Annotated in this window: 21 protein-coding genes, 1 tRNA gene and 1 rRNA gene (1 of these 23 running past the window's edge); 5 read left to right on the top strand and 18 right to left on the bottom strand. The window is 30.7% G+C overall.

Annotated features, from left to right (window positions below):
- Positions 1-11: 11 nt before the first annotated feature.
- Both yabG and AXY43_RS17045 read right to left on the bottom strand, forming a co-directional pair.
- Positions 12-872: a sporulation peptidase YabG gene (gene yabG, locus AXY43_RS17050; RefSeq protein ID WP_011967737.1), complete on the bottom strand. Its 861-nt coding sequence runs from the start codon at positions 870-872 to the stop codon at positions 12-14.
- A 162-nt stretch (positions 873-1,034) separates the two neighbouring features.
- A complete protein-coding gene (locus tag AXY43_RS17045; RefSeq protein ID WP_011967736.1) occupies positions 1,035-2,033 on the bottom strand; it encodes a CotS family spore coat protein in 999 nt (332 codons plus the stop codon).
- A gap of 108 nt (positions 2,034-2,141) precedes the next feature.
- Between AXY43_RS17045 and AXY43_RS17040 the strand changes: the two genes are divergently transcribed.
- Positions 2,142-3,263, top strand: a complete 1,122-nt coding sequence (locus tag AXY43_RS17040; protein ID WP_011967735.1) for a glycosyltransferase family 4 protein — start codon at positions 2,142-2,144, stop codon at positions 3,261-3,263.
- Positions 3,264-3,582: 319 nt separating this feature from the next.
- Here the strand turns inward: AXY43_RS17040 and AXY43_RS17035 are convergent, their stop codons facing one another.
- The 3 genes from AXY43_RS17035 to AXY43_RS17025 are packed head-to-tail and all read right to left on the bottom strand — an operon-like array spanning position 3,583 to position 6,518.
- Positions 3,583-4,638 carry a CotS family spore coat protein gene (locus tag AXY43_RS17035; RefSeq protein ID WP_023974836.1) on the bottom strand — a complete coding sequence of 352 codons (1,056 nt, stop codon included), beginning with the start codon at positions 4,636-4,638 and terminating at the stop codon, positions 3,583-3,585.
- A 55-nt stretch (positions 4,639-4,693) separates the two neighbouring features.
- Entirely contained in the window at positions 4,694-5,500 is an 807-nt protein-coding gene (locus AXY43_RS17030) for a spore coat protein (protein ID WP_077869022.1), read from the bottom strand.
- Position 5,501: 1 nt separating this feature from the next.
- Positions 5,502-6,518, bottom strand: a complete 1,017-nt coding sequence (locus AXY43_RS17025; RefSeq protein ID WP_017210071.1) for a CotS family spore coat protein — start codon at positions 6,516-6,518, stop codon at positions 5,502-5,504.
- 128 nt (positions 6,519-6,646) lie between these two features.
- Here AXY43_RS17025 and AXY43_RS17020 point away from each other — a divergent pair, with 128 nt between their 5' ends.
- The gene (locus AXY43_RS17020; protein ID WP_023974834.1) at positions 6,647-7,765 is read left to right on the top strand and encodes a glycosyltransferase family 4 protein; all 1,119 of its coding nucleotides are present in this window, start codon (positions 6,647-6,649) and stop codon (positions 7,763-7,765) included.
- Positions 7,766-7,921: 156 nt separating this feature from the next.
- Here AXY43_RS17020 and AXY43_RS17015 read toward each other — a convergent pair whose 3' ends face one another.
- The 5 genes from AXY43_RS17015 to tsaD form a co-directional block, all read right to left on the bottom strand.
- A complete protein-coding gene (locus AXY43_RS17015) occupies positions 7,922-9,076 on the bottom strand; it encodes an ABC transporter substrate-binding protein (RefSeq protein WP_017210069.1) in 1,155 nt (384 codons plus the stop codon).
- 12 nt (positions 9,077-9,088) lie between these two features.
- Positions 9,089-9,397 (bottom strand): PTS lactose/cellobiose transporter subunit IIA, encoded by a 309-nt coding sequence (locus AXY43_RS17010; protein WP_011967729.1) that lies wholly within the window; start codon positions 9,395-9,397, stop codon positions 9,089-9,091.
- Positions 9,398-9,596: 199 nt separating this feature from the next.
- Positions 9,597-10,826 (bottom strand): S1C family serine protease, encoded by a 1,230-nt coding sequence (locus tag AXY43_RS17005; RefSeq protein ID WP_023974833.1) that lies wholly within the window; start codon positions 10,824-10,826, stop codon positions 9,597-9,599.
- A 265-nt stretch (positions 10,827-11,091) separates the two neighbouring features.
- Entirely contained in the window at positions 11,092-12,093 is a 1,002-nt protein-coding gene (locus AXY43_RS17000) for an alpha/beta hydrolase (protein WP_023974832.1), read from the bottom strand.
- Positions 12,094-12,102: 9 nt separating this feature from the next.
- On the bottom strand, positions 12,103-13,122 hold the full coding sequence (gene tsaD / locus AXY43_RS16995) for a tRNA (adenosine(37)-N6)-threonylcarbamoyltransferase complex transferase subunit TsaD (protein ID WP_023974831.1): 1,020 nt from the start codon (positions 13,120-13,122) through the stop codon (positions 12,103-12,105).
- 475 nt (positions 13,123-13,597) lie between these two features.
- Between tsaD and AXY43_RS16990 the strand changes: the two genes are divergently transcribed.
- Positions 13,598-14,296 (top strand): RusA family crossover junction endodeoxyribonuclease, encoded by a 699-nt coding sequence (locus AXY43_RS16990; RefSeq protein WP_023974830.1) that lies wholly within the window; start codon positions 13,598-13,600, stop codon positions 14,294-14,296.
- A 21-nt stretch (positions 14,297-14,317) separates the two neighbouring features.
- Complete coding sequence (locus tag AXY43_RS16985) at positions 14,318-14,881, top strand: GDSL-type esterase/lipase family protein (protein WP_023974829.1); 564 nt, start codon at positions 14,318-14,320, stop codon at positions 14,879-14,881.
- Between the two features lie 77 nt (positions 14,882-14,958).
- Here AXY43_RS16985 and AXY43_RS16980 read toward each other — a convergent pair whose 3' ends face one another.
- Positions 14,959-15,915: an NAD(P)/FAD-dependent oxidoreductase gene (locus AXY43_RS16980; RefSeq protein ID WP_105411866.1), complete on the bottom strand. Its 957-nt coding sequence runs from the start codon at positions 15,913-15,915 to the stop codon at positions 14,959-14,961.
- Between the two features lie 62 nt (positions 15,916-15,977).
- The gene (gene yedF / locus AXY43_RS16975) at positions 15,978-16,511 is read right to left on the bottom strand and encodes a sulfurtransferase-like selenium metabolism protein YedF (protein WP_243099098.1); all 534 of its coding nucleotides are present in this window, start codon (positions 16,509-16,511) and stop codon (positions 15,978-15,980) included.
- 289 nt (positions 16,512-16,800) lie between these two features.
- Here yedF and AXY43_RS16970 point away from each other — a divergent pair, with 289 nt between their 5' ends.
- On the top strand, positions 16,801-18,684 hold the full coding sequence (locus AXY43_RS16970) for an LTA synthase family protein (protein ID WP_023974826.1): 1,884 nt from the start codon (positions 16,801-16,803) through the stop codon (positions 18,682-18,684).
- A gap of 56 nt (positions 18,685-18,740) precedes the next feature.
- Here AXY43_RS16970 and AXY43_RS16965 read toward each other — a convergent pair whose 3' ends face one another.
- The 6 genes from AXY43_RS16965 to AXY43_RS16940 all read right to left on the bottom strand — a co-directional run.
- Positions 18,741-19,550 carry a putative ABC transporter permease gene (locus AXY43_RS16965; RefSeq protein WP_023974825.1) on the bottom strand — a complete coding sequence of 270 codons (810 nt, stop codon included), beginning with the start codon at positions 19,548-19,550 and terminating at the stop codon, positions 18,741-18,743.
- A 45-nt stretch (positions 19,551-19,595) separates the two neighbouring features.
- A complete protein-coding gene (locus tag AXY43_RS16960; protein WP_023974824.1) occupies positions 19,596-20,939 on the bottom strand; it encodes a TldD/PmbA family protein in 1,344 nt (447 codons plus the stop codon).
- A gap of 2 nt (positions 20,940-20,941) precedes the next feature.
- On the bottom strand, positions 20,942-22,327 hold the full coding sequence (locus tag AXY43_RS16955; RefSeq protein ID WP_023974823.1) for a TldD/PmbA family protein: 1,386 nt from the start codon (positions 22,325-22,327) through the stop codon (positions 20,942-20,944).
- A gap of 291 nt (positions 22,328-22,618) precedes the next feature.
- The gene (locus AXY43_RS16950; protein WP_023974822.1) at positions 22,619-23,716 is read right to left on the bottom strand and encodes a polysaccharide deacetylase family protein; all 1,098 of its coding nucleotides are present in this window, start codon (positions 23,714-23,716) and stop codon (positions 22,619-22,621) included.
- Between the two features lie 165 nt (positions 23,717-23,881).
- Positions 23,882-23,956 (bottom strand) — tRNA-Asn (locus AXY43_RS16945).
- 72 nt (positions 23,957-24,028) lie between these two features.
- A 23S ribosomal RNA gene (locus AXY43_RS16940) occupies positions 24,029-26,000 on the bottom strand (it continues 940 nt past the right edge of the window).

Here is a 26,000-nt window from a genome sequence, read left to right as displayed (position 1 = left end):
TAAATTATTTATTAAATATAAGGAGATTTAGGATATCCTTCTCTATACTTTCCCCTGGTCTGCAATCCTCCAACTCCCTTTATTCCTGTTATCGTATTTTCAATAACATCAGTTATTGAGACTACCTTATCAATTCTTGTATAAGCAATCTTCTCACATACAAAAACAGGGTCCAGGCAGTGTATTAATACTCGATTTGGACTCGAGGCAAAATTAGCACCTACGTCTAATATTCTTTCATAGCAACTTTGACAAGCCCCTGCAAATATTACTAATTCATCATAACTTGAATTATAATTTCTTAAGTTTTTGACTGATTCTAAATAATATCTTGAATTTCTATAATTATCTAAATTCAAATAATCCCTTGGTTCTCGTAAAACACTATCGTGTCCAGTTAAAACTACTATGTCCGGTTTTATTTCTTTAACTAAGTCTACTATTACCTCTGGTTGATCTTTTTCCGCTATAGCTCTCCCCACTGCATCTAAAGATAATTGCTTATATACCTTTAAACAAGTCTCCATGTACTCACTATCCCCATCTACATGGAGAATCTTTCCTGGTCTTCCAAACATCAATTCATTCTTCGTCTTTATCTTAGGAGATTTTTCAACTTTATCCCTAAGATCACCTCGTAGTATCATAGCTTTCTTTATGGCCTCATTAACTCTTGTATTTAATATTTTATCTTGAGATCCAGTGTCCTCTTCTGCCATTTCAAGATCATCCAAACTTGCATCTGCTATTATTCTTATATTAATTCCTTTTAGAATTATATTATACTTTCCGCCACTATCTTTAATATCAATTATTTTAAAAGTAATATCTTTATTATAAGATTTTCTAACAACTATATCTCCTATTTCCATTACTTTCTCCTAATACATTCTTTCACATTATAATATGGTAAAGATTATTAAAGGTTTCTAAATTAATATAAGAATGATTTTATTCTATCTAGGCAAGAACAAAATAAATGAACTATCGAAATAATTTTTTAATTATTTCGGTAGTTCATATTATTATGTTTATTATATCTTATATTCATTCTTGAATTTTTCTAAAAATTCTAGGTATTTCTCTTGCTCATGTATTATTGATTCTAACTTACCTGCAAATGTATTTTGCCCCCAATTAACTTCATTATAATAATATCTATTTGCAAGCCTCCAATATCTTTGTGGGAATTGAAGATATGCATATAATACCTTATATTCCTCTGGTTTTAATTTTGATACTGAATCATAGGATTCTATAATAGCTGTCGCAAATTCTAAATTCCACTCAACTCTCTTTAGCACCTTTATCATAAAATTGCTTATATCAAAAGTTCTAACTTCTCTTTTACAGTAATCAAAATCTATAACATGTACATCCATACTATCGCTTAAAATTATATTATGATAAGTAAAATCATGATGGCAAAAACTTTTTTCATTCTCAGCAATTGCACATAACTCATAGTAATCTGACTCATTTAAAGTCACTAAGGATTTCTTTCCAATCTCTTTATAAAACTCCATAGATTTTAAATAAAGCATGTCAAAATCACTTTTTATACTTTTTTTCCTTACCATATCTCTCATTTTATCTAAAGATTTAATTCTTTTTTCTATTAAATGAGGCCATCTGCCAAGATCACTTTTGAGCTTAGAATTCTCAGGTGGATCATAGCCCTTAGATGCTTCATGGAGATTAGCTAAAGTCTTTGCTGCTATTTTTACTTCATCTATGTTATGGAAGTCACATTCCCTTCCTTCTAACCATTCAGACAAAGTATATAAGTCTTCATTAACCAATGCATAAGGCTCTCCATTTATGTTTAAATAGTATTTATCTAAATTATTAAAACCATTTTTTCTTAAGTGCTCTTTAGCACCATACACGAACAACAACTTTTGGGGTCCATAATTTATTTTTTTCAAACATCTCTCGCCTTTATCTGTTTTAAGATAGTATACGCCTTTATTTGCCTTTATTTTTTCTATCTTTATATTGAATTGTCTTTCAATTTCAAATTCCCTCATCATACTTCTCACCTCCTGTATATTTATATGAGGATATCATTTCTTTTATTAACATTTTTTATATTCTTTTAATATAATACATTAAGACAAATGCTATGAAAGGGTTTAATAATGAAAATAGGAATAGATGGTAGAGCTGCAAAGTGGTATCGAGGCACGGGTATAGGTACCTATACTTATCAGTTAATATCTAGCCTCAACAATGTTGATAGTAACAATAACTATTTAATTTTCACACCACAATGTGACTTTATAAGCGATTTAAAGAATAATTTTAAAACAGAACTTATTGAATCAATACCTTCTAATAGTTTTTGGGATGATATAAATGTTCCCAATATATTAAATAATGCAGACATAGAGCTTTACCATGTCCCACAAAACGGGGTTGGTCTATCAGAAAATGTTGAATGCAAAAAAGTTATTACTCTACATGATATAATTCCTTTAAGAATGCCTGAAACTGTTAGTGATAGATATTTAAAAATATTTAATAATGAACTGCCTAAAATTTTAGATAATTGTGATGGAATAATTACTGTATCTAATTACTCTAAGGATGATATTGCTAAGGAATTTAACTTTCCTGCTGAAAAGATTTATGTTACCCAATTAGCTGCTGAAGATATTTACAGACCTATGAGTAAATGTAGATCTAAAGACTTTATTACCGAGAAATATGGGATAAAGGAAGACTTCGTACTTTACGTTGGAGGATTTAGTCCAAGAAAGAATATTATAGGACTAATAGAAGCTTATTCTAAACTCCCAAATAAATTAAAAGAAAGTTTCAAACTAGTTATAATTGGTCGTAAGGGTCCTTCTTATACTAAATACAAAAATAGAGCTGATGATCTAAATATATCTAATAACGTTATTTTTACTGATTTTATTCCCATTGAGGATATGCCATTATTCTACAATGCTGCTGAGGTCCTTGTATACCCTTCTTTTTATGAAGGATTTGGACTTCCTCCTATAGAGGCTATGGCATGTGGTACTCCTGTAATAGCTTCTAATGTTACGTCATTACCTGAAGTATGTCATGAATCAGCGCTTTTTATAGATCCTAATGATATTGATTCACTATCTTATGACATAGAAAGAGTTTTAAGTAATAGCCTATTAAGGTTAACAATGGTCAAAAAAAGCCTAACACGAAGTAAAAACTTTTCTTGGAATAAAACAGCCCTAGATACAATATCCGCCTATGAAGCTATAATAAATTCATAGAATAATACACTAACTATATAAAATAAAATTTATATTTTTTATATAACTAGTAAAATTCCTTCATAGTTTTTGTAATTAGCTACCTTATAAGTAATTTATATTACAACAGTTTCAATTAAACATTAAATATCTGTATAAAGGCAAGAAAATCATAAGAGATTTTCTTGCCTTTATAAATTCTCAATATTTCTTAACTAATAAGAAACCAATATTCCATTTTCAAAATAAAATATTGGCTTAATCATTATTATAAATAGGTGAATTATAAGTTAGATTTATATTATTCTTTACATTCAAATAAATTAATCTTATATTTAAATTACTTCTTTACTTCAGAACCTATGAAAAATTTATTTTCTAAAACCTTTAAAAATTCATATCTAAAATCCTCATTGCTAAACTTTCCTTCAAATCTGCTTAAATATACTTCATATTCCCAATTCTTTCTCTTATGATAATAATCTCTTGATATTGTATAAAAATCTTTAGGGAACTTTATAAGTATATACAAGAGTTCTTTTTCTTCTTTTTTTAAAATGGACACATTCTCATATCCATTAATACAAGTTGACATCTTATCCACATCGAATGCGGCATTCTTTATACACTTTAAAATAAAATTCCATATATCCATTACTCTTAAATCTATAGTCATAAAATCAAAATCTATTATATTTATTTCATTATTTTTGGTTAAGAAATTATGATAAGCTAAATCATTATGACACAAACGAATAGTATCTCCATCCTGCCTTAGGTTATCATATGAGCTTTTTTCAAGGTCATTTTGAACCTCTTTAATTTCATTTAAATACTTATCTACATTGTTTACAAATAATTTATCAAATTCATTTTTATATTTGTACGTATCTACTAAGCTCTTCATCCAAATTAAATCATCATATGCTTCTTTAATTTTATCTTTCAAAGATATATCTAGAAAATCTTTTTTGTATTTATCCTTCAAATATTCTCTTAATCCTTTTGAAGCTTTATGCATTAAAGCTATATTTTCTGCACAAAGATCAATTTCTACTGGATTAGAAAATGATGCTTCTCTTCCATTCAATATATCCATAACAATATAAATTTGTCCATTCCACTCTTTATAACATAAATCATCTTTGAACCTTTTATATGTTATTACATGTTCATAACTCTTTTTTACATAGTCTAAAGAATCACTTATTAAATTGACTCTATCTACATCATAATTTACTCTTTTCAATATTTTATTTCCTTCATCTGTATATACCAAAAATACTTTTCTAAGTGGAACAATGTCGTTTACTTTTATTCCTAGTTCTTCGAAGAACTTTAGGCTCAAATCATAATCGCATAAATAATTTTTTTCTGAATACTTAGTTCTATTCATATTCTTCCTCCTAACAACTAAGCTTTAGGTATAAACAATAACTACCTTTGGTTACCTATATGATAAAATTTTTACTTTCATACTTTAAACTTTTCTTCAATCCATTTAATAATTGTTCGTCATTCCTTGCTTTCCTACTACCCTTACATTCCTCATTTTGTATATTATAAATTTCCCTTGTATTATCCTTTCTACTATCTCTATACCTCTCCCAAAACTTTAAAAAATCCTTTGGATAACTGCAAAGCCCTCTTAAATAATCAAAGCTGTTAAATGATAGGTGTGATCCATGTACAAATAACTTTATTAGTTCTTCCTCATCTATATTAATTTCCTTTCTTTGTAGTTTCTTAATATAATTATATAAGTCTTCTTCTACCAAGTTATATGTCATACCTTTTATTGTACACACTTCTATTTTTTCATTATTTTTTCTTAAATTACTTTTATCAACTTTACCAAGGCAGATTTCTTCTCTATTCATACTACGTCTTATAACTCCAAAGTAGTCATGTTCATAAATATAATTTATAGCCTTATTAGCTTTTTCCAACATTATTTTTCCGTTTGATAATATGATATTCTCTATCTCATTTGTACATGTTTTACTAGATACATATGAATAATTCTTTTGTAGTTTTCTTATCTGCACTTTATAAGATTCCACTTCTCTGCCTATTGTGCTTTTAATTTTGCTTAGCCCTGTTAGATTACCGCCTAATAGCAATTTATGAAATTCTATAATTAAATCAACTTGAGAAACTATATCATTTCTTTGCATATTTTTATCATAACTAAAACCTTGTCCCATAATAGCTATTCCTTTTTTATTTAAATACTTATTAATCAATAATTCATCCATATTAATTTCCCCCACTAAAATAACTATCAATAAACTTTTCTCTAAATTCACAATCATTTAAGTACTTCTCTAACTTATTGATGAAAAATTCTTCTCCCCATGGTTGCTGTTCCCAATAAACCTGCAACCCTATTTGCCAGAAAGCCTGAGGAAATCTTATAAATTCTCTAATTATAGGTAGCTCTTCTTTTCTTATTTCTATTCTCTCACTATAGGCATTTAAAATTAGATTACATTTGTCGCTTTCCCATTTTCCATCTTTCATTGATCTTATTAATAAAGAAGATACGTCGTGGAGATGTGAATCTAATATGCAGTAATCAAAATCTATAATATTAATATTTTTCTTATTATCTATTAATATATTATGATGAGCATAGTCATGGTGGCAAAATCCCCTTGAAAGAACTTCCTTTTCCATAACCTTTACATAATTATTTTTTTGAAGACCTACTATACTCTTTTCTGCTCTATTTAATTCTTTTTCCATATTGTCCAAATACAATAAATCAAAATTTGATTTATATGCTTTTTGACTTATTCTATTTTTAAAATCCAGTATTTCTCTTCTCCTTGTCTCAAAAACATCTATCCATGAAAACCATCCAATCCTTGGTTTCATCTCTTTCTTCAATGTAAATCCTTTGCTGCATTCATGTAATTTTGCAAGCTCATTTGATACCATTGATAATTCTATTGGATTATCATAATTACTTACTCTCGATGGAATCCATTTTGTTAAGTACGCATACTTTCCGTTTATGTTCCCATATTCTTTTTTTTCTCTATTCATAATAAATTCAGGAATATCCCCAAATCCATTTCTTTGTAAATGCTTCATTGCAGATAAGATAAAATAAAAATGAGAGAATTCATATTTAACTACTTTCAAACAATATCTCTCATCCTTTGTAATAACTTTATAACTATTTTTAACTTTTTCAATATCTTCTACATCTAAATTATAATTTTCTTCAATATAGCCTTTAATTTTAAGTATCTCCTTATTATTCTCCATAAACTTTTCCTACCAGCTATTATTTATTTTTATTATATGTGCTCAAATAATTTATTGTGATTTATATTCACAAAAATTAAAAACTAATAATATTCTGTATTATATATGTAATTTGTTGAGGTGTTCATATGAAAATTGCCATTGATGCTCGTAGTTCCACGTTACATCAAGGAACTGGAATTGGTACTTATACTAGTAATCTCATATCAGAGATTCTTTCTTTAGATTCGAATGATGAATTCACTCTATTTTGCTCTGGAAAATTTAACAAAGAATTCAATAAGGAAAATGTTAATATAATTTATTCTTCAGGTAGACATGGCGGTTTTTATGAAAGATATTATATACCTAATGCACTTAACAAGGTCCATGCTGACCTATATCATATTCCTCAAAACGGAATAGGACTCGATTTTGATACAAAAATACCAACTATAGTTACAATCCATGATCTAATCCCATATATAATGCCTGAAACTGTTGGCAAAGGATACCTAGAACGATTTTTAAATAATATGCCAAATATAATTTCTAATTCACGCGGCATTCTAACAGTTTCTGAATACTCTAAAAGAGATATATTGAAATTCTTTAGTTTTTATCCTGAAGAAAAAATATTTGTAACTCCACTTGCCGCTAATAATAATTTTAAACCTTTGGATAAGAATCAATGTAAGCTATACGTAAAAAACACATTTAAAGTTGATGATCCTTATATATTATATATAGGTGGGTTTAGTTTAAGGAAAAATGCCTTAGGATTAATTAAATCATTTTGTAAAGTTTATAAAGACTTGAATAAGCCTTATAAGTTATTGCTTGGGGGCCCTTTAAAAGATGAAGGTGAAAAGTTACTTTCATTTGTTCAAGAAAATAACTTACAAGACAAAGTTGTTTTTTGTGGATATATAGAAGATGATATTCTTCCTGTTCTTTATAGCGGGTGTGATGCATTTGTATACCCTTCCTTCTATGAAGGATTTGGCCTTCCTCCGCTTGAAGCAATGAGCTGTAAGGCACCAGTTATAACATCTTCTATAACTTCTATTCCAGAAGTAACTGGTGATAGTGCTATTTTGATAAATCCTTATAATATAGAAGAATTAGACAATGCCTTAGTTGATCTTTTGAATAATGAAACTTTAAAAGCTGAGCTTAGTGAAAAGGGATATCTAAGAAGCCTCAACTTTACTTGGAATAAGACTGCCAAGAATACCTTAAATGCCTATAGAAGTTTAATATCTTAGACTTTTATAATTATTTAAATCTTTAGTAATAAATTAAATGTGAATTCAGAGTGATATTTCAAATACTATTTAAAATAAATTCAGCATTATAAGAAACACATTACTGTTTTTCTTATAATGCTGATAATCTAAAACTATTTATATAAATTCTCATTATTAATTGGTATTTGCTCGAATCTCTTGCTTTATCTTTATATATTCATCGTAATTACTTATGATTGGAGTTTTTTCTTCTATATTACTTAATACTACAAGAGGACTTTTTCCAGTAAAATTTTTTACTGGCTCCTCAATATCTTTAGTATTATAAGTATATAAATAGCTTGAGAAAAACTTTCCTTCCTTAACATATTTAACAGCTTCCTTGTTGTTCGTTATTACGTAAGTTATAAATTTTTCAATTAGCTTATCATTCTCGCTGTTTTGGTTTAATATTAATAAATTATCTCCTTCTGATGAAAAAAACTTATTAGCCCCTGGTTTAAGGCTAGGCACGTTATTAACGCTCCACGTACAAGGAACATCTAATGCTGCTATTTCTTTCATTGCATTAATAGACGATATTCTTGCTAAGAATTCTCCTCCATTTTGTAAATTTAAAATATTATTATCCTCTAGTTTTTTCATCATAGCTTGAACTTCTGATTTAACTACATCTGTGCTTTTATCACCATCACTTAATGTTTCCATGGTTAATAGATCCATCAAATCTTCGTAATCTTGATCAGTTGCATTAATTATAAATATTTTTCCGTTACTTTTTTCATGAATATCTTTTCCAATCCTTATAATATCATCCCATGTATTCAGACTATCTCTTTCATATCCGTAACTTTTTAATAAATCTTCTCTGACATAGAAAGCTAATGGCCTAGATGTTAAAGGTATTCCTATGGAACTATCACCATATTTAACCTGAGCCACCCTATACTTAGAAAAATTCTTAGCATATTCGCTCAAGAGCTTATCATCCTTGTTATAATACTCATAGTTATCCAATTTTAGTTTATCAAAACTAAACCTATCTATCTGCGCTATACTAGAAATCTTTGATTTCGTACTTCCTTCTGAATTATTATTAACTATCTGATTGTAATTTTCTAACTTCTTTACACTTATTGAAGTCCTATCATTCTCCTTCATAAAATTATTGGCGCACTCAACTAAGTACTCATAAGAATTCTCATTTACTAAGAGCTCTATATTTCCTCTAACTTGTTGCTCTTTATTCGGTTGAAATAGATTAATGCTTACTATTCCAATTAACAAAAGAACCGAAAATACAATAGCATATTTAATTTTATTTTTCATATTTATATACCTCTATTTAATAGAACTTATTTTTTCATGCACTTCTATTAATTCAACCGCTAAATCCTTCAAAACCATTGTAGTCATTAAGTGATCTTGAGCGTGAACTAAAAGCAAGGAGAATTCTATTTTCTCATTTACAGCTTCTCCCTGAATTAAACTTGTTTGAGAATTATGTGCATATCCTAATTCCTCATCAGCTTTTATTATTAACCCTTTTGCTTTATCAAAATTTCCTTGTTTAGCTAAAGTAATTGCTTCCATAGAAAAAGTTCGTGCTTCCCCGCTGTGCATTATTATATTTAATATTATTTCCTCCATAAATTATCCCCTTCTCCATTTAGATATCAAAAAACTATTAAATTAAGATACCTTACCCTTATAATCTTTAATTTTACTACTTTTCCTTAAAGTTTTAAAGAATATTATTTTGATGCAATAAAAACTAGAATTGATAACATTAAATTTATCAATTCTAGTTTTAACACTCAAATATATTTAATTTCTATTTAGAAGGATTTTAATTAGATTTTTCTTCTAATACAACTGACAAATCAACAGTTTTCTTATCTCTAATTACTTCTATCTTCATAGTATCCCCAGCATTCTTACTTTCCTTTATTGTCTTAAGTTCATCGAATGTCCTAGCTTCTTTTCCGTCGCATTTAACAATTATATCTCCAATCTTAAGACCACCTTTTTCAGCCGGTGAATACTCTTCAACAGAAGATACATATATTCCTTCTACCAAATCGTATTTCTTAGCTGTAGCGCTGTCAATTTCTCTTATTTGAATTCCTAGATTTAATATAGGTTTTGATAAAGCATCTATCTTATTCTTAACTTCATTTATAGGTATTGCAAACCCTATACCTTCAACTGGTGTTGATGATCCCGATGCATCAGAACCTATCTTCATAGAATTTATTCCTATAACTTGCCCTTTAGCATTCACTAATGGACCTCCACTATTTCCAGGATTAATAGCTGCATCTGTTTGAATGAAATCTACACTTTTTCCACTATCATCTATTGTTCTATTGCTTCCACTTATAACTCCCTTTGTAAGTGTCTGAGCAAAATTCTTTGAGAGAGGTGTTCCAATTGCTATAACCTCAGCTCCTGGATATACTTCATCAGAGTCTCCAAGTTCTGCAACAGCAGGAACTTTAGTTCCATCTTTTAATTTAAGCATTGCAACATCTCTATCTTGATCATAATTTACTACTGTTGCACTTACTTCAGTATTATTACTTAAAGTTACTGTAATTTCTTTAGCATTTGCAATTACGTGATAGTTAGTTAGTATATATCCTTCTTCATTTATAATGAACCCTGATCCCATCCCCTCAACTTCGCCGTTCATAAATCCACTGTTAGATGAACCTTTCGTCGAAACAATGACAACTGCTGGCGCAACTTTATTAAATGCATCTGCCGCTGACATTGCATCAGGAGTGCTTGATGTGAATGATTGCGGAATATAACTTGTTATTTGTTTAGTTGCAGCAACATTATTAGTTTTCATGAATGAATAAGTAGCAGCACTTCCAATTGCCCCTCCTACCATTGTAAGAACTAAAATTCCTGCAATCCTTCCTAGCATGCGCAGACCTCTTCTTTTCTTTCTCTTCGGATCTACATAATTATTACTATTTTGAAAACAATTTTCCCATGCAACTTGCTGACCTTTATCTACTGGTAATGACTCTACATCAATAAATTTTTCGTTATTATCATTATTATTCATGTATTTTTCCTCCTATATATCAATTCTCAACTTATATGACTAGTAATTAAACTATACAAATTCGTTCTTATAAAGTATATTAGAATACTTTAAATATCTACTAGTATTATCTTTATAGTGTTAGTATAGATTTATTATGTGTCAAACAAATGACAAGAATATATAATTTGATATAATTTTTTATGAATTTTAGCCCAATAGAAGCTTTATTTCTTAATTATTCAATAATACTTAATATTTAATAAAATATACATATTTATTAGCATCAAGATTTTTTAGCTGCCTTCTTAGCATCTTTTAAAACACTATTAACGCCGGTAACTACTGAGTCAGGATCTAATACAGACATTGGAGATCCCTCTATTTCCTCTTTATATATAGTTGTTACTGTTGTATTACCAATCTTTTTAACAGGATCATCTTCATTATTAGTTATTAAATATAATGGCTTATTTCCTAGTAGTTCATTAGTTTGACTATTCGAAATGCCTTTATATAAATTTTCTAGTTCGTTTGAAACTGCCTGTTTATAATTTTTCTTATTTTCAAAACTCTGAAATTCATCTAATTCATTCTGATTTAAATACTTCTTAAACGTATTATTTTCCATGGTTAACCCTGCTTTATTTAGCAATGCAGTCAAACTAAAATTCGTACCCATTTTCTCAAATATACTTCTATAATATTTGGACTTAATACTATTCTTAAATTCCTTAGTTTGAATATTTTCCTCTGATATTGGGTTAATTAACACAACTCCTGCTACTGAATCTGAATATAAATTGGCAAAATTACTAAGAACCAGACTACCGTACTCCTCTCCAACTAAAACGTATGGCTCTGGTGCTCCAGCTTTTCTAAGCAATGCTTTCAAATCCTTAGCCTGCTCTTCTGGTGTTCTATTATCCCCGCCATCATTAAATCCATATCCTTCTCTATTATATGTAAAGGTAGATATCTTCTTCTCCTCTAATGACTTACAAACATCATCCCACTCATACATTGTAGTTCCAATTGATCCATCAAATACTACAGTATAATCTCCACCAGTCTTAAGTTTATACTCCATTTTACGTCCATCTATTCTGACATACTTAAATCTGGATTTTAATCTTGTATTATCTACAAAGTCATTTAAAATTTGCACTAAAAAACCAAAGATAGATAATCCCACAAAAAAGATAACACATTTTTTTAAAATGCTCCTTTTGCTGGTTTTATCTTTCTCAACCTTATGTACTCCATTAGAATGTGATAACAGCTTCATACCTAGCCTCTACCTCTCCCCTAGTTTTAAGTTAGGTTTTGCATTTATATTTAAATCTGATACTGCTCCCTCTTGATAGTTGAAATATGCTGCACTTCCTATCATTGCTGCATTATCTGTACACAATATAGGTGATGGAAATAGAATTTCAATCCCCTTTTTTTTACCTTCCTCTAGCAAAGTTTCTCTTAAACAAGAATTTGATGCAACACCACCTGCCACTGCAATCTTTTTTATTCCTTTTCTCTCACAAGTTAAGAATAAATTGGTCTTTAATACATCTATTATCGCATTTTGAAATGACGCTGCAATATCAGCTTTATTTATCTCTTCTTCCTTCATTTTTGCTTTATTTAAATAATTCAACACAGCCGATTTAACTCCACTAAAAGAAAAATCTAATGTATCATCCTGAAACTTAGCTCTTGGAAATTCTATTGCATCCTTATTTCCTTGCTTCGCTAGCTTATCTATTTTGGGCCCACCTGGATATCCAAGTTCTAATGCTCTTGCCACCTTGTCATAAGCTTCTCCTGCCGCATCATCTCTTGTTTGGCCAATAACCTCAAAATCCCTATATCCTTTTACATGCACAATAAAAGTATGTCCTCCTGAAACCACTAGTGATACAAAAGGTGGTTTTAAATCTTTATGCTCAATAAAATTAGCACTAATATGTCCCTGTATATGATTAACCCCAATTAAAGGCTTTTTAGAACCTAATGCCAATCCTTTTGCGTATTGAAGCCCAACCAAAAGTGCCCCAACAAGTCCTGGTCCATACGTAACTCCTATTGCGTCAACATCATCTATTGATATCCCTGCCTCTAATAATGCGGCTTTTACAACGCTATCTACTGCTTCAATATGCATTCTCGATGCGACTTCTGGAACCACTCCTCCAAATTTTTTATGAGTATCAATTTGTGATGCAATTATATTTGATAAAACTTCTCTACCATTCACAACTACTGCAGCAGCAGTTTCATCACAACTTGATTCTATTGCTAAAATTATTTTTTTATCCATATCTAATACCTCTTTTTATTACAATTCAAATAAAATTATTTATTCTTATCTATCTAAATAAGCTGATTAAGCCTATTTAGAACTTAATTTTAACTAATCTAACAAGAAAAAACTTTGATATATTAGTTAAAATTAAGAACTAAATAAATTAAATACTTACTATAGCATTATTTAATTTATCTAAATCTATTTTATCTTAAAAAAAAGATAAAATCTCGTATTTATATATTGTTTAATATCTTCTTAATATTTATGAAATCATATCTTTTTAATGCACAAACTATTCTATATTTTAATTACTAAAATATTATACTTTATCTATACAATATTATCAAAGTTCAATTTTTCTAGTTACAAAAATACACTTAACATATATCTTATTCTAACAATTTCATTGCAATATTAACTTGTTGTATAAAAGATACATATGATGTATATTTGAGATAACAAATATACTTTCACAAGGAGAATTTAAATGTCTAACTATGCTAAAGTTATAATTAAAGGATCACCTATTACAAAATCTAATTTTAAGTTACACAATCTAAATGGACGTGCAATCCTACCACATAGCTCTGGAAAATATCATGATAGGTATGCTCTATACGAACAGGAAATAGCACTTCTTGCAAGAAATCAAAATCCTGATGTTGTTTTTTCTGAAAGTCTAATAGCTTTACTAAGAGTATATTATAAAAGTGAAAAGCGTCATCCAGATACCATTAATATTACCAAAAGTATATTTGATGGAATTGAAAAAAGTGGATTAATTATAAATGATGCTCAGATAACCAAAATCTTTACAGAAGAATATTATGATAAAGAGAATCCAAGATTTGAACTAGAACTCTTTGCTGAAAGTGAATATGATTTTAGCTATAAAGTTGTCAAAAGAACTACTTCCTTAAAACCTAAATTATATTCTCCAATAAGAAAAAATATACTATCTGATAAAACTAGTAGTTCTGCAACTAATTATCAAAAAGATAAACTTGATTGCAATGCTGAAAATAAACGTGATAAAAAATCAAAAAAAACCTCATCTAACTCATTAATGTCTAGCGAAATGATTATATGTAGCATCTGCAATAAAGCCATTATTTCAGATGATTATGTAAAAGCCGATTCAGGAAAAACATTAATATGTAAAAAGTGCTTTAACAAACTATTCTAATTACATAAAAGGAGTCTATATATGAATAATAAGCTTGATATCATTTTCTTTGGAGACAGCCTAACTTTAGGATATGGGGTAACTAAACAAAATTCTTGGGTTTACAAACTTACGCAAGAACGCTCCCTTTCATCATTAAATAAAGCCTGTAATGGTGATACTACCACTTCAATGCTTACTCGCTATAATGATGATGTTTTAATTTATTCTCCATCGAAAATTTTTATAATGGGAGGTAGCAATGATCTTCTTCTAGGACGCAAAATTCCTTTTATAATTAGTAATATTGAAATAATGATTAATGATGGACTAAATATAGGCTCAAAAGTGACTTTAGGAATTCCCCCTAAGATTATTGGCCAAATGGCAAATTCGCTTTTTTCTCCTTCGCATCTATATTCTTATGCAGAAAAAGAACTCAAATATTTAAAGGATGAACTAATTAAATTATCTAATAAATACAATCTTCAATTTATCAATTTCTACGATTTGACATTTAATAGGGATGATATTTATTTAGATGGAATTCACTTGAATTCACTTGGCCATCACCTAATGTATGAAAATGCTCTCAATTATTTTTAAACCATATTATTCTGTGAACTAATTAGCAGTAATTTTAGCTTTTATTATATTACTGCTAATATATCTCTACCTAACTTCTACATGCTTTCCTTTACAAATCTAGCCGCAATAATTCCACATTGTATACCATCAGTTTCTTCCATCCAAAACGCATTTTCTCCGTATATAACATTTCCACAAGCAAAAAAACCCTCTAAAGATGTTGCAAAGTCTACTACTTCAAATCCAGATGTCTTAGAATTTATATCAAAACTTGTTTTTTTAATTACGGTTGTTTCTGGCAAGAAATTAACTGATAATAGAAGTGAATCACATTCCTTTTCTGTTATTTCTTCATTCTCTAAATTAACTATTTTTAGCTTCTCAATTCGCGTTTTCCCTTCAATTTCTGTTACTCTAGAATTCTCTATTACTGGTATATCAAAGCCATCAACAATATCTCGTATTTCCGAATTAGCCATTTCTTCAAATGTATTCTCAATGACAACCGCTTCTATATTTCCACCTTCTACTATAAGCCTTCTTGCAACTATGAATCCCCATTTATTTTTCGCTATAATCACAGTCCTTCTTCCTGGTAGATATCCATCTAAATTAATTATTTTATGAGCCTCTCCTACAGTGAATATTCCTGTAAGTCCATTTGTAGGAATTATAACATTTCCTGAATATGTTTCTTTTGCTCCCATAGCAAATATTATTGCTTGAGCGGTTAAATCTTTAATACCATCTCTAGAATTTACATATGTAACTTTTTTTCCTTCAGTCACTTCTAAAGCTGTAGTATCTAAAAGTATTTCTATTTCAAATTCTCCTAACTGCCTCTCTATAAAATCAATATACTCAGGACCGGTCACTGGCTCATCTAGAAAGTTTTTTCCAAAGCCATTATGAATACATTGATTAATTATTCCCCCAACGTTAGACTCTTTTTCAATAATTAGTATTTTTGTTATTCCCTCTCTTGCAGCTCCAAGTGCAGCTGTCATTCCAGCTATTCCTGCTCCAATAATAATTAATTCATAATCTGGCATTATAATATCCTCCACCATTAATTCCTAAAGCTTTATTAATTTCTTTGCTTTCTTCATTGCAACTACCATATCATAATGCTTGCTATTTCTCCAAAAGTTATTTGTTCTGTTAATTTATAATAGTCTAAGGATGTATCACTTATTAAAAGTTTAACGCCCTTTTTATATAACATTCGTATATCTTCTATAGCCTTAGAATCCCTTTTAAACAACTTAACCCCTGAATTTAAGAATAAAATTTCTTTTGGAAGTTTATCATACTCATTCAATGCTTCGAAATATTCACTCATTAGAGTTATTCCCAAATCATCATTTCCCTCACCAATTTTATCTCTTGTTATTAATATAGAAAAAATTTCTTCCTCATCTTCTGATTCTAAGCATCCTCTCTTTTCCATCTTTATTAAAAATCTATTTTTTTCATCCTCTATATCTATTTTATATCCTTTATGTGCTGCATACCTTATAACATTGGACCGCCCTAATTCATTGTTTACTACTACAACAGCTTCTCCTTCTCCAATTGAATTAAAATACTTCTTAACTTCTCTTATTATTTGTAGATACGATAATCCTCTGCAATCTATTTCTTTCATATGTTTGACCCCTTTATAATTATTTTAATCTATAATTAATATATCAAATTTTTCAATCGATTTCTTAACTAATATATAACTTAATTTAAAAATATATTAAATTAAGTTATTATAAGTCTATTATATAAGTTTTCCCACATTAATAGTATACCATGCTAATTTTTATATATAGTTTTTTATTCACAAATTATTTACCTTTTAATTACTAATATATCATTAATTTATATTTGTTTAATCCATAAATTTATGTATACTATAATGTAGTGATATATTGAATTGAGGTGAAATCATGAGTTCTTCTAACTCATATGTTGTTAATTTTTTTAAAAATAGCTTAGAAAATAATATAAAAAAAGATAAGGTTATAAGATTAATTTTCTTTCTAATAGCTCTTGTCTCTATAGTATTAAAGGGGATTATATTTCAAGGATTTGTTACGAGCAAAGATCCATATACATTCAGTTTTTCTACTGGCTATGAATCTGCTAGTTCTTTCTTAAATTATTATGTGGCCTTTACTTTAATATTCTTAAGTTTCTCATTATTATTTAAAGGTAAAGGCAGAATAATCTATACTCTAGTAATCGATTTTTCTTTAACACTATTAATATTAGTTGATGTCTGGTATTTTAGAGGTTTTTTAACTGTTCCATCTGCATTAATATTAACTCAAACTGCTAATTTAGATAATATGTCTGGAAGTATATTATCAATGACCAGCAATTTAGATTTTATATTTGCATTTGATTTTATAATACTAGGTATATATGCTTACATAACCAGAAAATCATTTACTCAAGTACATAAACGAGCATTTAAAACATTCTTTTGTACTTTTGTATTGCCAATATTATTTATAATTTATGTACCTATCAGTATAACTGTATTCAATAATACAGATGTTCATAATGCTTACTTATTCAGTAATTATGATAAGTCAAATACTGCCAAGTATTTTTCTCCTATTGGATATCATATTATGGACTGTTATACAGTTTATAAAGATTCTAAACCATATAAATTGACAGATCAAGATAAAGCCGATATAAATGAGTTATTTGAAATAAAAAAAGAGAACCTTCCAGATAATGAATACCTTGGCATGGCAAAAGGAAAAAATTTAATTTATATTCAAGTTGAATCTTTAGAAAACTTTGTTATCGGAAAAACAGTTAATGGAAAAGAAATAACACCTAATTTGAATAAATTAGTACAAAAATCATTGTACTTCCCTAATACCTTTGAGCAAGTAAACGAAGGGACAAGCTCCGATGCTGATTTAATGGTTAATACTTCAATGTTGCCTTTAAGACAAGGAAGTACATTCTTTAGATATCCAAATACTAATTATAATTCGTTACCAAATTTATTAGAAGGTGAAGGCTATGCTACTTCTGCTATTCATCCTGACAAAGGTTCTTTTTGGAATTATAAAAACGGATTGCTTGGAATAGGTTTTGATAAATTTACTGACTACTACTCATTTAATGTTGATGAACAAATTGGCCTTGGTATAAGTGACAAAAGATACTTCGAACAAGTTGTTCCTATGTTAAAAGAATTAAAGCAGCCATTCTACGCTGAAACTGTAACATTGACAAGCCATGGTCCATTTGATCTTCCTGAAAAGTACAGAGAACTTGGACTTGATCCTGAATTAAATGAAAGTAAACTTGGTGGGTATTTTGAAAGTCTTCACTATACAGATAAACAAATAGGTTATTTTATTGATCAATTAGATAAAGAAGGATTACTTAAAAATAGCATTATAGCAATAATGGGTGACCATACAGGAATTCATAAATATTATGACGATAGCATTGGGCAACTATCTCATAAAGAAGATTGGTATCTAAATACAGGAAATCCGACTGTTCCATTTATTATCTATAATCCATCTACAAATGAAGGAAAAACATTTGATAAAATGTATAATGGCGAGGTTGATGTAATGCCAACACTCTTATATTTACTTGGAGTCGATAAAGATAAGTATGAGAACACTGCTTTAGGTAGAAACTTATTAAATACAAATAAATCTTTTGCCGTAATAACTAATGGAACACTTAAAGGTGGGGAAAACTTAACAGATAAAGAAAAAGATATTTATAAAAAATCATTAGATCTTTCGGATAAAATGATACGTGCAAATTATGCTCATAATTCTAATTAGATAATGATATTTTAACTATAGTAAAGAGATGGTCAAATAAAATTCGACCATCTCTTTTATTTTTTCTTAATTTTTTTTATCTCTTCTTTTAATCTATCTAGTGAATGTTGATACTTCAAAGACTTTATATTTGGAAATGCTTTAATTATTCGTTTATTCACGGCCTTATTGTTTAAAACCAAATTTTCTAATTTAAATTTTAGCTTGCTAATTTGTTCTTTCGCATGAATAACTTTTTCACTTTCCTGTTCTATCAAGCCATCAAATCTGCTTAAATTTTGTTGTAGGACCACTTTATAGCTTTCAGTTTTTTCTCTTATCTCATCAAATAAAGCGCTCATTTCTTTGAGTTTTCCACCTAATTTCAAAACTTTAACTGTTGTAGTTATCCCATCTGTTAATAAATATAAGAGTGAAATATTACAAATCCACATAGAAACCTTTAGTGATATGTGACTAACTAAGTCTATTATAATTGGATTAATAACTTTTATTGTGATTAGAGATAAAAGACCAAATAACACTGAATTTAATAGACATACTCTGCCCTTTATATTAAATTTATAGCCTGAATAATCCCACCATTTAAGATTAAATATTGTTTCTAGCAAAAAACCTGTTAAATACTCTAATATGCTTGTAAAAATCATTGCACTCAAGAATAAAATTATAATATTATCTGAAAATGGAGCCAGCAATATAATTACTATAAGTGCACCTGATCCATAGATAGGGCAAAATGGTCCTTTTAAAAAACCTCTATTTACATACTCCATATCGATTATAGAGCAATATATAGTTTCACATATCCATCCAAGAAAGCTATAAATTATAAAAGAAAAAAGATAAATATAGATTATATTCATAACTATTTAACCTACCTTAGCATATCTATCAAATTAATAACAAAATTATTTTCCAGCTATTGAAAGTTCTTTCACAACAACTGACGGACATCCTATGCTACTCATCGGGAACTTTAAGTCACTTCCTACTTCCTCTATATCTTTCAGTAATGTAAAGAAATTTCCTGCAACTGTAATTTGTTCTACCGGAAAGCTCTTCTTTCCATTTTCAATCATAAATCCTTTAGCTGCTAAAGAAAAATCTCCAGTTACAGCACTAGCTCCAGAGTGAAGGCCTGCAAAATCTGTAATTATTACACCTTCTTTAACTTCATTGCAAAGTTCTTCAAAAGATTTATTACCTGGATTTATATAAAAATTTGTGGCACTAACACCTACTATTGATGCATACGAAGCCTTGAATCCATTTCCTGTAGATTTAATTCCTGCCTTATGCGCAGTTTTTAGATTATATAATAATGTATTCAATTTTCCTTTAGATATTATCTCTTTTTTGATAGTTGCTACTCCTTCATCATCAAATGAAGTTGTTCCAAGCCCATCCTTTAAGTGAGGATCATCAATTAGAGTCACTACATCTGATGCTATAATTTCCCCTTCTTTTCCTTTCAGCAAAGATAACCCTTTTTGTGCTTGCTCTGCATTAAAAATTCCTGAAAAAGTTCCAAGCAGTGATACCATGGCCTCGTTATTTATAATTATCTTATATTTGCCTGACGGAATACTTTTTCCACCAATTCTTGAAAGCGCTTCTTCAAGACCTTGCTTAGCTAAACTTTCTGGATTTATGTCATCTATCTTTTTAGCCATAACATATCCTGTTCCATCATACTTTTCACTATTATCTTGTATTATTGGAACGACATATGCACTTAGATTATTCCTTTCATTTTTCAAATTAAGTCCCTTTGAATTTATTATTCCATAAGTAGCTTTACCATATCCAATTCCACAACCTTGGAAACTTACAACTTTATCACATTGTTTTTTACATTCCTTTTCTATTTCTAAAGAAAGAGCTATAAGCTCATCAGGCTTAATATTATCCAAATCTTTTTTGTAACAGTCTAATTCTTTATATTCCTTATCCCCTTCATATATAAACTGTTCATCATCATTTTCTATAGCAAATGCCGCTTCCTTTGCATTTCTTATAAGAGTTTTTATTGCTTCTTCATCTAATATTTCAGTATATGAATATCCCATTTTGTTATTGATTTTTCCTCTGAACGAAAGACCAAAGGCATTATTTAGTTTATATTTTTCAACTTCGCCTTCATAAATACTTAAACTTAAACTTTCAGCATCAGAATAATATATTTCAAACTCTTCAAAGCCTGAATTCTTAGCTTCTTTAAATAATTCTTCTTTAAATAATTCAAAATCCATATTTATCTACCTCCAACAGTCATTTTCTTTACTCTAATCATAGGCTGACCTACGTTGGTAGGAATACTTCCTGATGATGAGCCACACATACCTTGAGCTACATCTAAATTATTTCCGACCATATCTATATCCATAAGTACTTCACTACCTTTACCAATAAGACTTGCTCCTCTTACCGGCTCCTGAATCACACCATTTTTAACTAAGTACCCTTCTTGAACTGCAAAATTAAACTCACCAGTTACAGGGTTAACCGATCCGCCTCCTAGCTTCTTTGCATATAATCCTTCTTCTATAGATTTAATGATATCATCCGGATTATCATTTCCAGCTGCTATATAGGTATTAGTCATTCTTGAAGTTGGTTGGAACTTGTAACTTTGTCTTCTTGAACTTCCTGTAGCCTCCATATTCATACGTCTTCCATTTAACTTATCAATCATATAACCTTTTAGAACACCATTTTCAATTAAAATATTTTTTTGTGTCTTATTACCCTCATCATCTATATTTAGCGATCCCCAAGCATTAGGTACAGTTCCATCATCTATAGCTGTTACCTTTATTGATGCGATTTTCTCACCTAATTTATTAGCAAAGACTGAATTTCCTTTAGCTACAGCACTGGCTTCTAAAGAGTGTCCACAAGCTTCGTGGAATATAACACCCCCAAACCCATTATCTATAGCAACAGTCATATTACCTGCTGGACAGTTCTTTGCATAAAGCATCGTATGAGCTATTCTCGCTGCTTCCTTTCCGTGATATTCTGGATCAACACTATCAAACATTTCAATTCCCATATGTCTTCCAGGTCCTTCAAATCCAGTTTGGTTTTCGCTTCCTTTTGATGCTATTGCACTTATGCCTAACCTTGTTCTTATTCTTGTATCTTGAACATATAAACCTTCAGTGTTCGCGATTAAAATATTTTGCTCTTTATCTGCATAACTCGTAATAACTTGAGAAATATCACTGTTATAATTCTTTGCTGCATTATACGCACTTTTTAAAATTGCTATTTTTCTATCGTATGCAACATCCTTAGGATAATACAATATTGGATGTATTGTAGATATACTCTTCTCAGTCAATACTATTGAATTTATTTCATTTTTATTTACATCACCTAAGGCTAAAGCTGCTCTATAGGCAGTGTCTAAAAGACCACTTAAGCTATTATTATTTGTATAAGCATATACACTGTTCAATCCCTTGAATATTCTTATTCCTATACCATAACTTCTTCCACCTATGGCATCATCTACTTTGCCGTCAATTAATGCTATAGAATTATTAATTGAATTTTCTTCAAATATCTCAGCAAAATCGCCACCAGTTACTAAGCACTTTGCTAATACCTCTGCTACAATATTTTTTGATAACATCTTATTCCTCCTTATTCCTAATATAAAGATAATTTTCAGTAATATTATAATTATATACATTCTATTATTAAGATTATTGTTATAAATTATAACCTTAGTGCTTCCATGTATGCAAATCTAATTATATATTAATAGTTTATCATTAATTATTCCTATTTCAATTAATTGATAAAAATAATATTTGTACCAATTATATAAAAAAACTATGTCATTTTTATTTATTTTAATTTATGTAACCAAAGTTTAGCTACATAAATTAAAATAAATGAAAATCAACATAGTCATATTAGGCTATTTCATAATTTTAAATTCATATCCTTGTTGTTTTAGATATTTGATTATTTCTGGCAATGCTCTTGCAGTTTCCTCTTTTCCATAAGTATCATGCATTAATATTATCGCTTTTTCTCTTCCTGATACAGTTTTTATAACTTCCTGTTTTAGCTGGTCTGCATTTTTATGTGCCCCTTCTGCATCTTGAGACAATGAATTCCAATCTATTTGATGATAGTCTTTTTCATGAAGAGCCTTATCCATTGCATCAGCCCCCGATGGGTCCTTCTTATCCCATGTCATTTGACCTCCTGGGAATCTAACAGCTCGTGTAGAAAAATCCTGTCCTAAAATGTTTTTCAAAGACTGATTAGTTTTTTCAAAATCAGAAATACAATTTTCTAAATTTATTTTTCCATTTGGATATAAATATCCATAATTATGTGAATAAGTATGATTACCTATTGCATTTCCTTCTGCAAATTCTCTTTTAACTATATTTCTATTAGTTTCACTTTCATCTATTGCTTTTCCCACAAGAAAAAAAGTAGCATGAACATTTTCTGCTTTAAGAGTATCTAAAACTTTTGGAGTCACAGTTTCTGATGGACCATCATCAAATGTTAAATAAACAACTTTCTTTCCATCAGCTCCATCAGGCATTTGACCCTTCATCTGCTGATTTAAATATTTTTCTATAAAAGCAACATCCTCTACTTCTGAACTTCCCGCTGAATTATATACGTTACTATCTGTCTGGTTTTTATCTCCTTCAGAATATGGATTTTCATTTGCATTAAGAGCTTCTGCTGTTTGCTTATTCATAACAAATTTTTGTAGCGTAATAGCGATTCCTATAATTATAGCTACACCTATTATCGTAAGTAAAATAGCAAATTTTCTTTTTTTTATACTTTTGAAATCTTCTTCACCAACTTCATCGATCTCAAATGGCCTTATATTATCACTAATATCATTGGTCTCAGAATTACCTTTATTGGTTTTAGAATTATCATCTATCTCACTATTTTCAATAGATTCATCAGCTTCTTTTGCTTCATTAACCTCACTGGTTCCATTACTATAATTCATACTATTATTAATGTCATCGCTCATATTATAATACCTCTTATATTTCAATAGATTTTATTATTAATTATTCCGTAGTATCTAATTTAATTATTAATAAATTTCACATCCATATATAGTATAAGTTTTTACTCTATTTTATACAACAAAAAAAAGCCGATTTCTCGACTAAAAATTCTTTTATTATAAATATGGCTCCGCGAAGAGGACTCGAACCTCCAACCTATCGGTTAACAGCCGAGTGCTCCACCATTGAGCTATCGCGGAACGTCATTTGAAAGAATATAATGTTCTTTCAAAATTGCATATAATTTTAATGTATATTACAACTTGATTATATTGGTCAAGCCCTCGACCTATTAGTATCAGTCAGCTAAATATGTTACCATACTTACACCTCTGACCTATCAACCTTGTAGTCTTCAAGGGGTCTTACTAGCTTATGCTATGGGAAATCTCATCTTGAGGTGGGCTTCACACTTAGATGCTTTCAGCGTTTATCCCTTCCCGACTTAGCTACCCAGCTATGCTTCTGGCGAAACAACTGGTACACCATAGGTCAGTCCATCCCGGTCCTCTCGTACTAAGGACAGCTCCTCTCAAATTTCCTACGCCCGCGACGGATAGGGACCGAACTGTCTCACGACGTTCTGAACCCAGCTCGCGTGCCGCTTTAATGGGCGAACAGCCCAACCCTTGGGACCTACTTCAGCCCCAGGATGCGACGAGCCGACATCGAGGTGCCAAACCTCCCCGTCGATGTGAACTCTTGGGGGAGATCAGCCTGTTATCCCCGAGGTAGCTTTTATCCGTTGAGCGATGGCCCTCCCACGAGGTACCACCGGATCACTAAGCCCGACTTTCGTCCCTGCTCCACTTGTAGGTGTCGCAGTCAGGCTCCCTTCTGCCTTTACACTCTTCGAACGATTTCCGACCGTTCTGAGGGAACCTTTGGGCGCCTCCGTTACATTTTAGGAGGCGACCGCCCCAGTCAAACTGCCCACCTAACAATGTCCTGTCACCAGTTTCATGGCATCCAGTTAGAACTTCAATACTATCAGGGTGGTATCCCAACAATGACTCCACCAAGGCTGACGCCCTAGTTTCCAAGTCTCCCACCTATCCTGTACAGACAATACCGAAATTCAATGCTAAGCTACAGTAAAGCTCTACGGGGTCTTTCCGTCCAATCGCGGGTAGCGAGCATCTTCACTCGCACTACAACTTCGCCGGATTTGCAGTTGAGACAGTGCACAAGTCATTACGCCATTCGTGCGGGTCAGAACTTACCTGACAAGGAATTTCGCTACCTTAGGACCGTTATAGTTACGGCCGCCGTTTACTGGGGCTTAAGTTCACACCTTCGCGATATTTCACTAAGTGTTCCCCTTAACCTTCCAGCACCGGGCAGGCGTCAGCCCCTATACATCAGCTTTCGCTTTAGCAGAGACCTGTGTTTTTGTTAAACAGTTGCTTGTGCCTATTCTCTGCGGCCTGATTTCTCAGGCACCCCTTCTCCCGAAGTTACGGGGTCAATTTGCCTAGTTCCTTAACTGCAATTCTTCCGTCGGCCTTAGGATTCTCTCCTCATCTACCTGTGTCGGTTTGCGGTACGGGCACTACTTCTCTTTCTAGATGCTTTTCTTGGAAGCATGGAATCAAATACTTCGGTTCCGTAGAACCTTCCCCATCACGCCTCAGAATTGTTAGAACGGATTTGCCAATCCCAACTCCCTAAACGCTTAGACTAGCATCCAATAGCTAGCACATCCTATCCTTCTCCGTCACACCATCGATAATAACGATTATAGTGGTATTGGAATATCAACCAATTGTCCATCGACTACGCCTTTCGGCCTCGCCTTAGGTCCCGACTAACCCTGAGAAGACAAACTTTACTCAGGAAACCTTAGATATTCGGCCTGTAGGATTCTCGCCTACATCTCGCTACTAATGCCAACATTCTCACTCGTAATCAGTCCACCGCTCCTTACGGTACGACTTCAGCCCGATTACGACGCTCCTCTACCGCTCACGCAAATGCGTGAACCCGTAGCTTCGGTGGTAAGTTTGAGCCCCGGACATTTTCGGCGCAGGATCTCTTGACTAGTGAGCTATTACGCACTCTTTTAATGAGTGGCTGCTTCTAAGCCAACATCCTAGTTGTCTTAGAAATCCCACATCCTTTTCCACTTAACTTACACTTTGGGACCTTAGCTGACGATCTGGGCTGTTTCCCTTTTGACCATGGAACTTATCTTTCATAGTCTGACTGCCGGACTGATAGTATGTGGCATTCGGAGTTTGATAA

The sequence above is a fragment of the Clostridium sp. MF28 genome (assembly GCF_002969175.1).
Classification (GTDB): domain Bacteria; phylum Bacillota; class Clostridia; order Clostridiales; family Clostridiaceae; genus Clostridium; species Clostridium beijerinckii.
The sequence above is the reverse complement of the archived record's forward strand: the minus strand, read 5'-3'. Positions and strand labels throughout refer to the sequence as shown.